Source organism: Methylobacter sp. (assembly GCF_036845245.1).
Classification (GTDB): domain Bacteria; phylum Pseudomonadota; class Gammaproteobacteria; order Methylococcales; family Methylomonadaceae; genus Methylobacter_A.
Map to the genome: position 1 here is coordinate 44,421 of NZ_DAIUEH010000039.1, position 13,539 is coordinate 57,959.

General features: G+C 46.7%; 8 protein-coding genes. 4 read left to right on the plus strand and 4 right to left on the minus strand.

All coding sequences use genetic code 11. The features are described from left to right. The first annotated feature begins 103 nt into the window (after positions 1-103). From V7051_RS16770 to V7051_RS16780, 3 genes are all read left to right on the plus strand, one after another. Positions 104-2,809, plus strand: a complete 2,706-nt coding sequence (locus V7051_RS16770; protein WP_334168758.1) for a bacteriohemerythrin — start codon at positions 104-106, stop codon at positions 2,807-2,809. Positions 2,810-2,914: 105 nt separating this feature from the next. Continuing rightward, on the plus strand, positions 2,915-3,142 hold the full coding sequence (locus tag V7051_RS16775; RefSeq protein ID WP_333876775.1) for a 4Fe-4S binding protein: 228 nt from the start codon (positions 2,915-2,917) through the stop codon (positions 3,140-3,142). Between the two features lie 83 nt (positions 3,143-3,225). Continuing rightward, on the plus strand, positions 3,226-5,559 hold the full coding sequence (locus V7051_RS16780; RefSeq protein ID WP_333876773.1) for a methyl-accepting chemotaxis protein: 2,334 nt from the start codon (positions 3,226-3,228) through the stop codon (positions 5,557-5,559). Between the two features lie 59 nt (positions 5,560-5,618). On the opposite strand, the gene V7051_RS16785 is transcribed toward V7051_RS16780, so the two are convergent. The 4 genes from V7051_RS16785 to V7051_RS16800 are packed head-to-tail and all read right to left on the minus strand — an operon-like array spanning position 5,619 to position 10,618. Beyond that, a complete protein-coding gene (locus V7051_RS16785; RefSeq protein ID WP_333876772.1) occupies positions 5,619-6,077 on the minus strand; it encodes a cupin domain-containing protein in 459 nt (152 codons plus the stop codon). A gap of 38 nt (positions 6,078-6,115) precedes the next feature. Then, positions 6,116-7,036: a diguanylate cyclase gene (locus tag V7051_RS16790; RefSeq protein ID WP_333876770.1), complete on the minus strand. Its 921-nt coding sequence runs from the start codon at positions 7,034-7,036 to the stop codon at positions 6,116-6,118. Further along, complete coding sequence (locus V7051_RS16795) at positions 7,026-10,019, minus strand: response regulator (RefSeq protein WP_333876769.1); 2,994 nt, start codon at positions 10,017-10,019, stop codon at positions 7,026-7,028. Before V7051_RS16795 ends, V7051_RS16790 begins: the two co-directional genes overlap by 11 nt. Beyond that, a complete protein-coding gene (locus V7051_RS16800) occupies positions 10,019-10,618 on the minus strand; it encodes a YfiR family protein (protein WP_333876767.1) in 600 nt (199 codons plus the stop codon). The genes V7051_RS16795 and V7051_RS16800 overlap by 1 nt, the downstream gene beginning before the upstream one ends. A 644-nt stretch (positions 10,619-11,262) precedes the next feature. Between V7051_RS16800 and V7051_RS16805 the strand changes: the two genes are divergently transcribed. Further along, complete coding sequence (locus tag V7051_RS16805; RefSeq protein ID WP_333876765.1) at positions 11,263-13,305, plus strand: TonB-dependent receptor plug domain-containing protein; 2,043 nt, start codon at positions 11,263-11,265, stop codon at positions 13,303-13,305. Positions 13,306-13,539 lie beyond the last annotated feature (234 nt).

The window sequence follows — 13,539 nt, forward strand, 5'->3', positions numbered from 1 at the left end:
GTAAACGCTTAATGGATAAATATGAAATATTTCAGCAATAAAGCCTGATCATAATGAACTGCTCACCACTCCTTTCACATGTCAATTTGTTAGGCTAAACAATATGTATTCAGTTGAAGTTTTTCCGTGGAATAAAAACTTTGAAATCGGAGTGGCACTGATCGATGAACAACACCAAAAGTTGGTCGATCTATTAAATGTGCTTGCCGGTCATCTGGTCCATCAATCCGACATGCCTACTTTGGCTAATGTTTTCAAGGATTTGTTTGATTATACGATCTGCCACTTTCAGGCTGAAGAAACTATTTGGCACACAGTCTTTCCTGAAGATACTTGGGAAGCAAACCATAAAAGCGATCACAGCAGGTTCCTGACTAAAGTCAACACCATGATGGGTGAGCAGAATATCAGCCCGTCGGATCAGGTGGTCGAGGAGATTATTACTTTCCTGACCCAATGGCTGGCTTTTCATATTCTGGATACCGATATGCGCATGGCCAAGGTGGTGTTGGCGGTGCAGTCGGGTGTACCGTTAAATAAGGCTAAGGAGCAAGCCGACCAGGAAATGAGCGGAGCGATGCGGGTACTGATCGAAACCATGCTTTCGATGTACGATTCGCTCTCATCACGCACCATGCAACTGGCGAAAGAGGTCATTGAACGCCAGAAGGCCGAACAGGCAAGCTTGGATGCATTGGATCGGCTCCAGAAAATAGCCAGCCAGGTGCCGGGACTGGTGTTCCAGTTTCAGCTATTTCCTGACGGCAGTTCCCGTATCCCTTACGCCAACGAAGCCATTCGTACCATCTACCGGATTAGCCCTGAGGAAGTCCGGGCTGATGCGGGCAAGATATTTGCCTGCTTGCATCCGGATGACCTGGAAAACTTCAAGACTTCCTTTAAAGTATCGGCGCGGGACTTAACGCCATGGCGGCAGGAATACCGCTTGCAGTTTGACGATGCATCGGTCTGTTGGTTGTTCGGCAATGCGCTACCGCAGCAGCAGACTGACGGATCGGTACTTTGGCATGGTTTCATTACCGACATTACCCGCCAAAAACAGGATGAGGTCGATCTTCGCATCGCCGCCACGGCGTTTGAATTGCAGGATGCGATGCTGGTTACCGATGCCAATAAAGTCATCCTCAAGGTCAATCAGGCTTTTACCCGGATCACCGGTTACAGCGCCGAGGAAACCATCGGTAAAACGCCGCATATGCTCAGTTCCGGGAGGCACGACAGGGCTTTTTTCGCTCAGATGTGGGAGACCATCAATAGTACCGGCGTCTGGCAGGGCGAAATATGGAATCGACGTAAAAACGGTGAGGTGTATCCCGAATGGCTTATTATCACGGCGAGTAAGGAAGCCTATGATATGAGTAAACGGGTCAATAATTACGTTGCCTCGTTCTCCGATATTTCTTCACGCAAGGCCGCGGAGGAGGAGATTCGTCAGCTGGCATTTTACGATCCGCTTACGCGGCTTCCTAACCGCCGGCTATTGCAGGAACGTCTTAAACACAGCATCGAAGTGGATCGGCGTGAGGGTAAGCAATTGGCATTGCTAATGCTTGACCTGGATCGCTTTAAAGTAGTCAACGACAGCTGCGGCCACTTGGCCGGCGACGAGTTGCTGCAACAGGTCGCTGCACGCATCTCGGCCAGATTGCGCGACGTAGATATGGTAGCCCGTCTGGGCGGCGATGAGTTTGTTGTTTTGCTCGAAGACATTACACATCAGGAAGATGCGGCCCGCTTGGCTGAAGAAATCATCGCTGCCTTAAATAAACCTTTTCAACTAAATCAAAACAACGATGTCCAGATCGGCGTCAGCATCGGCATCAGCTTGCACCCGGAACACGGCGACGGCTATGGCGCGCTGATGGATCACGCCGATGCCGCGCTGTATCAAGCCAAACATAACGGGCGCGGCTGCTATGCCTATTTCTCAGAAGAGCAGACGCTTGCAGCCCGTGAACGGATTGCGTTGGAAACCCGGCTACGTCATGCAATCAAGCAAGGGGAATTACGTGTTTTCTACCAGCCTCAAGTAAACATTGAAAGTGGGCGCATAGTCGGCGCCGAAGCGTTGGTTCGCTGGCTGGACCCGGTAGAAGGATTAATTCCCCCCCTCCGTTTTATCCCGATTGCCGAGGAAACGGGGCTGATCCTGGAAATTGGCGCATGGGTACTGCGGGAAACCTGCCGCCAAGGCAAACAATGGCTGGATGCGGGCTTCCCGCCGCTAACTTTGGCAGTCAATGTCTCTCCCCACCAGTTCCGTCGCGGCGATATTAGCGCATTAGTTGCTACAGCACTGAATGAAACAGGCTTTCCAGCTAAACACCTGGAGCTGGAAATGACCGAGAGTGGATTGATGGAAAACCAGGGTAATGTTACGGCGCTTCTGAACCAGCTGCGTGCTCAGGGTATACGGCTTGCGATTGACGACTTCGGTACCGGCTTTTCGTCGCTGGCTTATTTGAAGCACTTTCCGCTGGATGTGCTGAAAATCGACAAGAGCTTTATCGATGATATTCCCCATCTTCAAGACGATATGGAAATTGCCGCGACGATTATCGCGATGGGGCATATTCTGGGCTTCAAAGTCCTGGCCGAGGGCGTGGAAACACTGGAGCAGCTGGAGTTCCTGCAAGAAAAAGGTTGCGATATCTATCAAGGTTACTTCAAAAGCCCGCCGGTACCGGCAGAGGCGTTTGCTGAGTTGCTGTTGGATCAAATATTTGGCGAAGCCTCTCGTGAATCGAAAATTGGCTTGAGCCACCAGTTTGTCAGTTTGACGGTATGAATTTATTTATCGGGCAGGAAATTTTTTAGTCAACAGTGATCGTGTCCGGTTTTTTCTCTGATTTTATCCCCCTGTTTAATCTACAAATTTAGGTATGAGCAACGTATGACTTTAATTATTAATGAAGATATATGTGCCCGGTGCGGTGTTTGTGAGCCCGAGTGCCCAAGTGAAGCCATTTTCCAGACCGAGGATGCTTATGTTATCGACACCGCATTATGCAACAAATGCCTGAGCGATGGTGATCCCCTGTGCGTGACAGTCTGTCCTAACGACAGCATCCATAAAGCCAAAGAAAGTTTATTCAACAAGTTTTCGCGTTTACTGGGTTGAGCATTTTTGGAAATCATTCCGGGCAGTCAGCTAAAAATGTATCAATGCGATAGTCAATTCTTAGTACGTAAGGTGAGGTTTAAATGAGAATAAATATGCCTGTGACTAATCAGGAAGTGTCAATGAAAAAAGGCGCGATACTCATTACACGAACTGACTTAAAAGGCGTTATTACTTATGTCAATGATGAGTTTGTCAATATCAGCGGCTTTACCCGTGATGAACTGATTGGCGCGGAACATAATATCGTTCGTCACCCGGATATGCCTGCGGCCGCTTTTAAAGATTTATGGGAGGACTTAAAAGCGCTTAGACCCTGGAAAGGCATAGTCAAAAACAGGACCAAATCCGGTGATTATTACTGGGTGGAAGCGAATGCAATACCGGTATTCAAGAATGGCAAGGTTCATGAGTATATCTCGGTTCGACGCGCTCCAAGCCCCGAACAGATCCGGGAAGCAGAGCATTTGTTCCGGCTGATCGAGGCAAAAAAAGCAACGATAAAACCGACGGGTTTAGCGGCAATGGCTAAATCAATCAACGAAATAGAAGCCTGGAAAAAAATGGTCGTTGCATTGGCCGTGCTGCTGAGTCCTGTTTCTTACTGGATGTACCAGTTGTTTTTAGCGCAGGATTATTTGCTATTGTCCGGGGTCGCCGCGGCAGTCGCGATGGCATCGGCGATAAGCTTCAGTGTCGTTCATAGCTTTACCACGATGCTGAATAAAACCATCGAGATCGCTTATCTGCTGGCCGAGAAAAGGTTTGGACATGCGCACGATTTAAGCCGGGATGATCTGATTGGCGATTTCCAACGTGCTTTTTATTCAATGGAAGTGAATCTGAATATGGATTTGGCTCAAGCCAGGGAGGATGCTGCAAAAGCCATGCAGATTAACCAGGCGTTGGATAATGTTCAATCCGGTGTGATGGTGGCCAATACCAATCTTGAAATTATTTATACCAATAATAGCGTTCAGCGTTTGTTTAAGGCCGCAGAGCATGACATCCGTACACAGTTGCCGAGTTTCGATGCCGATAAAATGCGGGGCACAAATATCGACAGTTTTCATAAGGACCCTTTACATCAGCGACGTCTGTTAAACAGCTTAACGCGACCGTATAGCGCCAAAATGCTGATTGCAGGTCAGCATATGCATGTGATTGCCAGCCCGGTTATTAATAATGAAGGCGAACGCATCGGTTTTGTTGCTGAATGGCAAAATAGGACGCCTGAGGTAAGAATCGAGCAGGAGATTGGACAATTAGTGCAGGATGTTAAAACCGGTGATTTGAGTACGCGGATCAACATGGGCGACAAACAAGGCTTTGCCGAAGTTTTGTCATCCGGCATCAATGAATTGGCCGATGTCATTGAAAGCGTATTCAGTGATGTCAACAGGGTCATGGAAAATATGGCTGAAGGCGATTTAACGGCTGCCATCACCGGTGAATATCAAGGCGTTTATGCGGAATGCAAAAATAATATTAATGCCACCATGGCAAAATTGAGCGATTTTATTATTCACATCAGGGATACGGCCGACTTTATAGACAGTTCAGCGCAGGAAATGGCAAGCGGCAATAACAATCTTTCCAGCCGCGCGGAACAACAGGCGGCCAGCCTTGAAGAAACTGCCGCCAGCATGGAGCAGCTGGCCAGTACTGTAAAAAATAATGCGCAAAATACCATCCAGGCGACAGAGGTTGTTAATTCAGCCAGCCAATTGGCGCAAAAAGGCGGCGACGTCGTTAAGTCAGCTATCGCAGCAATGCAGGAAATAAATGTCAGCAGCAATAAAATTTCTGAAATTATCGGCGTAATTGATGAAATCGCATTTCAGACCAATCTGTTGGCATTAAACGCCTCTGTAGAAGCCGCCAGGGCCGGAGAGCATGGGCGCGGCTTTTCGGTTGTGGCAACGGAAGTTCGTAATCTGGCTCAACGGAGCGCAAGCGCTGCACAGCAGAGCAAAGAGTTGATACAGACTAGTGTCGATAAAGTTCGGGCCGGCACGTCATTCGTTAACGAAACCGGTGCCGCGCTGACTGAAATTGTCGAAAGCGTTCAGAAAGTCGGCGGTATTGTTGCGCATATTTCAGGTGCCAGCTCAGAGCAGTCGGCGGGTATCGAGCAAGTCAATCAGGCGGTGGCCCAAATGGACGATATTACCCAGCAAAATGCGGCGATGGCGGAGCAGGCCGCCGCAGGCAGCATTGCGATGAGTGAACAGTCCACTAATATGACCCGGCTGCTCAGTTTCTTTAAAGTACGCTCGGAAGGTGCTTCCGTTCCTGCTAAAACAATCGAATCGGGTAAAAAAGTGCCGGTCGCTACGCGGGCGGCATCACAACGTACGATGCCCGCTGCATTAAAAAAGCCGGACTACGATAATAGCGTATGGGAGGAGTTCTGATGATGGAAGCAAAATTTAATGATAATTTTGGCGCTTGTCGGGGCAAAGATAAAGGGGTATTACTTTTCAGAACTTGGCAATGACTGGGGAGCAAATTCAGGGTGCGCAATGCTAAGTTTGCTACCGACTTCACCCATATAAAATACCAGAATCTTGACCGGCTCTTCGCCTATATTGCGGCCATTGTGCAATACGCCTACGGACTCGGGCAAAACGTCGCCTTGATGGAGGATTTTAACCTCGCCTGTGGCACGCTTTAGTTCCAGTTCGCCTTCCATCATATAGCCAAATGCAGGCACCGGGTGTTCGTGCCAACCGGTCTCGGCCTCCGGTGCAATTTCAACGATCAGTGCAGTAACTTCGCTTTGTCCTTTGGGATAGACGATGGGTTTACCATCCCAGCTGGTGGTCGTCTTGAGCAGCGGGGTAACTTTCAGGGCTGTATTTTCGTCCAGGGCGGACGCTGTAAATGGACTGCATAATGCCAAGCAGCATACAAAGCGGTTTTTGATGTTCATTTCAAGAATATTTCTTACCGTGAGTGAACCGAGATGGGTTAGGGCGAAAGATTAGACGATTCCCAACTTACCAAATTTCGTCCCGATCGCTTCGCCAGATACAGTTGCTCATCGGCTAATGCAAGTAAATCGGTAACAGTACTATTTGTGCAAGGCATCATCGAAATGCCTCCCACACTAATCGTTACAACAGGAGCGACACTGGATTTTTCGTGATTAATGCCCAGCGTCTCTACCGAATGACGAATCCGTTTTGCAATCCGGACGGCTTCGTCACGCCCAACTTCCGGTAGCAGGACCACAAACTCTTCACCGCCGTAACGGGCTATCAGCTCGCCGGAACGGTTAACTATCTTCAACATCGTCTTAGCAATCAGCCGTAGCGCCTCATCTCCAGCGCCATGCCCGTAAGTATCATTGTATTGCTTAAAATAATCGATATCTACCATCGCCACGGAAAGCTGCTTGCCATGGCGGACTGCACGTTTCCATTCGATGTCCACGGTCTGGTCAAAGCTACGGCGATTATGAATACCTGTTAGACTATCGATAAACGCATCGCGCTCAAGCTGCTTGCGTTGCCAGATATAGTTCATGTGATTACGCACTCGGGCGCGGACTACCGCAGACCGGAACGGCTTTAAGACATAATCGACGGCACCCATATCCAAACCTTTGGCCTCATCGTCCGCTTCGCACATGCCGGTTACAAACATGACCGGAATATCCCGGGTGCGTTCGTCGGCACGCAAGCGGCGTAGTACTTCGTAGCCATCCATGCCGGGCATTATCACATCCAACAAAATAAGATCCGGCGACGGCGTAGCTCTGGCGCGAGCGATTGCTTGATCGCCATCTTTGGCTAGGAACACTTCATAATCCGGGAGCAGTAACTCACTCAAAATCTGGCGGTTGAATTTTTCATCATCGACGATCAGAATGCGTTGCCTATTGGTCATGGCGTCCTTCCTGGTTTTCAAGTAGGGTTGCCAATTTGCTTAAAGCGAGATCGATGTCCAGTTCATCGAAAGCGTCACGGATAGCGGTAAGCTCAGCGACCAGCGGATTGCCGATCATGCTATGCTCAAGCTCAATCAGTTTGACCGAGGCACGGGCATCTCCTGTGCGTATCAATGTTTCAATTTTTTTCAGTGTTTCGGTAAAGTTGTTAGGTGCACTTTTCACCGGGCTTACCTCTGTGTGAGCAAGAATATGAGACAAAATCGCAGCCAACACCGCTTGCAATTCTTGCTTTAGCGATGCTGTGTGTTGTTGTGTAGGTACTTCGATGGTCCAGAATTGCGAGGCTGCAAGCTGCAAACCCAAGGCGCCGATATAACCGGCAGTCGACCTTAGCGAATGGGCCATTCGCTTTAGGCCATCATAATCGCCGCTTAAGACCATATCATCCAGTTGTTCTGATATTGATGCGTAGGAAGAATAAAAATTAATCAGCCTGTTACGCATTTTGTCCTCATCATGGTCGGCATATTCAAGAGCCTTGCCTATGTCGAGCAACTCGAGGTTGCCGACGATTTCGGGTTGCTCCGGTGAATGGGGAGCTTCCGTTGTTGCGGCCCCTTTGCCAAGCCAGTGCTGTAGGACTGCCGCAAGCTGGCTTGGATTAACCGGTTTGGTAATGTGATCATTCATTCCGGCCGCAAGGCTTTTTGCACGATCCTCCGCCATAGCATGGGCGGTCATAGCGATGATGGGTAAATCAGCGAAACGCGGGTTGTCACGGATCAAACGGGTTGCTTTGAGTCCATCCATGACCGGCATTTGAATATCCATCAATACAAGATCGTAAAGAGTGTCGGTATTCAGCCGCTCAATGCCCTCCTGGCCGTTGAGCGCATAATCTACTTCCAGATCCATCGCTTGTAACATCTCGATAGCGACATCCCGGTTGAACGCATTATCCTCTATCAGCAGCACTCTGCAACCCATAAACGATAAATCCTCACCGATTTGCCGTTTATGGGTTGCGGGTTCCGATTTGGACAGACCGAAAAGCGTACTGATCGAGTTGATCAATGCTGCTTCCGTAATGGGTTTCAGGAGAAAGCCGTCCAATCCGGCTTGTTGGGCCTGATAGGCCAGATCCTCACCGCAAAACGTCGTGATCAGCAAAATAGCGGGGGGAGTCGCCAACCCGCTATGGGATTTGATTCTTGATGCCGCTTCTATGCCGTTCATATCGGGCATGCGCCAGTCTATCAATATGAGGTCGAAGGGTTGTTCGGCTTCCTGTTTGATACGGACACATTCCAACGCTTGAATGCCGGAATCCGTGCTCTCTACCAAAAAACCCAAGGAGCTAAGCATGAAAGACAACATTTCCCGCGCAATAACGCTGTCGTCCACTACCAAGATCCGTTTTCCCTGGAAATCAGCAGGCGGGAGCGCCGATACTTCTGATGTTGGCTCCACTTTAAGGCAAACACTGAAGCGGAAAGTACTGCCTTGCATGGGTTCACTCTCGACCGATATTTCCCCATTCATCAAACCGACCAATTGATGACAAATGGCTAAACCCAATCCGGTTCCTCCATATTGACGGGTGATCGAACTATCCGCCTGTACAAAAGGTTTAAACAGTCCTTGAATTTGTTCAGGTGTTATACCTAAGCCGCTATCGCGAATGGCGAAATGCAGGCGGCATTGCTGGTCATCAATGAGCTCAGCGGAAATAGAAATCACAATTTCTCCTTTCTCGGTAAATTTGATCGCGTTATTGGTCAAGTTTAAGAGAATCTGTCCCAAGCGTAATGGATCGCCCAGTAAGCGGGTCGGTACATTCGGCGCAACATAAAAGATGATTTCCAAGCCTTTTTCCTCGGCATTGAAACCGACTAAGTCAGCCAAATTATTTAAAAGATGGTCTAACGAAAAAGGCGAATACTCCAAATCCAGCTGGCTTGCCTCAATCTTGGAAAAATCCAGAATGTCATTAATAATACGAAGCAGTGATTGCGCTGCACTGTCGATTTTGGCTAGATAACCTCTTTGCTTGGCGCTTAAATCAGTGCGTAGCGCCAGATTCGACATGCCGATGATAGCATTCATCGGGGTGCGAATTTCGTGGCTCATGTTGGCGAGGAAATCCGATTTGGAACGGTTTGCCGCATCGGCCGTGGCAGCCACTTGTTGTAAATCTTTGGTTTGCTCGTTAACAGTTTCTTGTAAATGCTCCAGATGATGAGCCAATGCCTGTTCCGCTTCATCACGCTTTTGTAGACTCACATCAAGCTGCATAAGCATTCGGTTAAACGCTTCAACCAAAATCCCCAATTCATCATCGGTTTCTTTTTTTGCCTGTACCGTATAAGTTTTCGACTCGGTGACACGGTTAATAAATTTGGCTATTCGAATAATAGGTCCGGAAATAATCCGCTGTAACCGTAATGACAATGTTAGGGCGACAAGCAACGCAATGCCGAATGCCAGCAGGGTAGTGAAGGCATAGTTATGCAGTTTTTCGTGAAGCGATTCAAAGCTTCCGCGTATCAGCAAATAGCCCAGCAGTTCATTGTCCAATCGTACCGGCTGGATTATTTGAACAAAATTCTCGCCTTTTATTAATTGCGGGGCATTGCCCAGCGGTTCGGAAGGCAATGTTTCAGATGTGTGATATGAGGACTTCTGATAACTTGCCAACAGGTTTTGCGATTTATTATAGAGGCCGGCATAAAGAATATCGGGGTTATGCTTTAATGCGCCCAGAGTCTTTTTTGTCGTGGGTTCATCCATAAAAGCCAGCGATGCCAAGCTGTTTTCTGTGATGATATCCGCTTGAGTCTGTAGATTGTTAATCAGGTTTTTTTCAACAAATGTTATCTCGTAAAACAACAACACACAGCTGAACGTCAACAACGCAATACTGCTGCTGAGTACCGTAATGAACATTAATTTAAATTTAATGGATCGGTTCGGTAACATTAGGGTTCCTTGGAAAGTCTGAGCAATTGCGAACTGATTTTCAACCCTGCATTTGTTGCTGTTGCATTATTGACATAAAAACGTATTTTTTGGTCTTCTTCATATAGATAAATAATTCCACCCAGTTCCGTAAAGTCTTTCTGTGATCCAACCGACAAGATGGGGTATTGACTAACTTTTTTCAGGAAATCGGCAGGCCCGGGTTCGGGAAAATAAATTAATTGGCAATCGTCTAACTTGGATTGGCTGTTGATATTTTTAGCGTCAATGCTTGCATCACCGATAGTTTTACCACTATAGGTCTGTTGCAGCAGATTAGTAAAATTAGCATTATCATAAACACAATAATGGAAAACCGCCGAAACAGTCGGCCATTCGGTGAACTTGGTGAAATGATACAAATACGCGACAGTAATTTGCGATTCCCGCTCCGGTGGCTCTTCGGCAACACTGGTATTCCATACAGACAATAACGCCAACGCAAATAAAATCAAGCTACGACGCATCACCGACGCAAGTCTAATTACCGATTGGAAATTAGCGCTTAAATCGATAGCGAGGCACAGCAATATAAATACAGTTGGTCTGTTTGAAGACATTAATTAGATTAAACCAAAGGCCAAGTACAATTCCCGGGTTTTTACGGTTATCGCCTCAACATATATCCAAAGTTATTTTGCGGGTGAGTGTGCTTTTTAGTTGCCAACATCTAAATACGCCAATCATGTAGCACATTTATTATACGGTTGTGATGAGATACTGCTGTCAAATATGACTTACTGAACCAGCGCCCTGTGAAGCCTAGCGGTAATTTGTTTAACATATGGTCTCGATATTATCAGTGTAATCCGTTAATCCTATATCGAAGTTTTCGATAATGAGGTCCGCGTTCATCATGGATGCGTAAAAGCCAAGTCTCTTCATTAACTTATTTCTTTTGAAAGTGAGCAACTGAATTTGTATAAACTGAGCCTTTTAAGGCGCAGATGAAACATTAGCATTAAATTGATAGTAAACAAAATCGGCCTTTTTACTGTCATAGCCTAATTACATAACTTAATCATGCTTACGTATTGACTATAAACCCATTTAAATACAACTAAGTCGGATAATTATGCTCCCAGCCGGGCTTGATCGTTCTCCAACAAACAAGTCAATGGCTTTAACTCCTCAGGCAAATAGAACATAATACAAAAATTACACTAAGATAAGTTATTCAGAATAGTTTTCCAGTAATTTAAGAATGCCTAGCGTCAATACAAAATTGCAGGTATGTATCTCTGCTTTATTTCTCAGCCTGAACTGTTATGCAGAGGATCAGCGCCCGATAAATGCCCTTTCTTCCGAGGATTTATTGGCGATGCCGCTTGAGCAAGTCATGGCGTTAAGTATTACTACCTCCGTTAGCAAGAAAAAACAAAATGTGAAAGATTCAGCGGCCGCTATTTTTGTCATTTCAGCCGAAGACATCCGCCGTAGCGGTGCGACCAGCATCCCCGAAGCGCTTAGAATGGCACCCGGCCTGCAAGTTGCCCGCATTAATGCTAATCAATGGGCCGTCACTATACGTGGATTTAATGACCGTACCGCAAATAAATTACTGGTGTTAATGGACGGTAGAACTCTTTTTTTTCCAGGTTTTTCCGGAACATTATGGGAAACGCTGGACATGCTGATGGAAAATATTGAGCGTATTGAGGTCATTCGCGGCCCTGGAGCGACTTTATGGGGGGCGAATGCGGTCAATGGGGTTATCAATATCATCAGTAAAAATGCAAAAAAAACTCAGGGTACTGAACTAAGCGTTACAGCAGGGGACGAGCAGGTCTTCGGTTCGGCCCGCTATGGTTTTCAAATCGATAAGCATAGTTTCGGTAGGGTCCATGTCCAGAGTAAAAAACACGATAGCTATGTGAATACCAGCGGAGCTGATTCTTATGATGGTTGGGATGCGCAACAAGGCGGAGTACAACTGGACTTGTCGGATGGCGATGACGATGCAGTGAAAATTCAGAGTAATTTTTTTCGCGGCCGCTTTAAGGACCAATCGCAAAATCCGTCATTAACAGCTCCTTATGTTAATGCCGTGCGTAATCAAGAAGACAGCACTATGTTGAGTTTATTAAGCCGTTGGGATAAAACATTGTCTGCCGACTCCGATTTTTCCTTGCAGGCCTATTATGATTATCAACAGCATGAATTTTATCTGCCTTCTAACTTTCATCAATTTGATCTGGATTCTCAGTACCACCTAAAACTTTTTGATCGGCATGATCTCATCCTGGGCGGTGGATATCGATTTATTCAAGACCAATATAGCAACAATGCCCTTTATCAGTTCAACCCCGACAGTAGTGCTTACAAATTGTACAATGGTTTTGTACAAGATGAGATGACGCTGATTCCCGACAGGTTAAAGTTCATCATTGGCAGTAAACTGGAACATAATGATTTTTCCGGCTTGCAATTTCTTCCCAATACACGGCTGATTTGGAGTCCTGACAACAATCACAGCGTTTGGACTGCGGTTTCGAAAGCGGGAACGACGCCCGCTCGCAGCAAAGAAGAAATGGATATTTGGTTACAGACGGCGCCTCCTTCAGCTCAAACCGGAAATTTGCCGGTAAAAGTTCTAGGTCAAGCTTCCTTGATGCCGAATACATTTAAATCCGAAGAAGTTGTAGCCTACGAGATGGGCTATCGTTTTCAAGCCTCAAAAGTCAGCGCCGATCTCGCTTTATTTTATAATGACTACAGCAGATTGCAGTTGTATGTCCCCGGAACGCCGAGTATCGCAGTATCGGAAGCAGGTACGCCTTATATTTTGCAGCCGGTGGGATTGATTAATGACGTCCGAGGCTATACCTATGGCTCTGAATTATCGGGCACATGGCAAGCGGCTGACTATTGGAAATTGAATTTAACTTACGGCTTTCTTGAAGAGAGATTTAGACGTTCGGATGGTCGCTTAAAACAACAAATCTATGGAACCCCGCAAAATCAATTCAGCTTACGCTCATCCTTTGATATTTTAAATAATCTGGAGTTGGATTTTTGGCTTAGATATGTAGGCAAATTAGCCGACGTCAATGAAAAACAGGTAGGTGATTACACCAGTCTGAACTTGCGCTTGGCATATAGACCGGTACGGAATTTAGAGCTTTCACTGGTTGGCGATAATTTGATCGAACAGCATATTGAATTCAATCCGGATTTGCAGTTAGGCGATTATGAACGCACCGTATTGGCACGGCATTTTTATTTTAAGGCCAGACTGGATTTATAATTTCTGTAGCCTCGAAAAAACCTGAAATCAAGTGTTTAAGTAACTCCTGCTTTACTGAACAAATGCCGCTGAAAAATCGGGCTGGCATGCCATTCGGAAGGCGTGGTCTCGACATCCTCCGCAATATGCTCATGCCCATTCGTTGATGGCTAAATTGTGAAAAGATCTGTTTGATAAAGTTAGGACTTACGCAAAATTAGACTTTAAGTGTCGTCAATTCAACCCAAAGTTGGT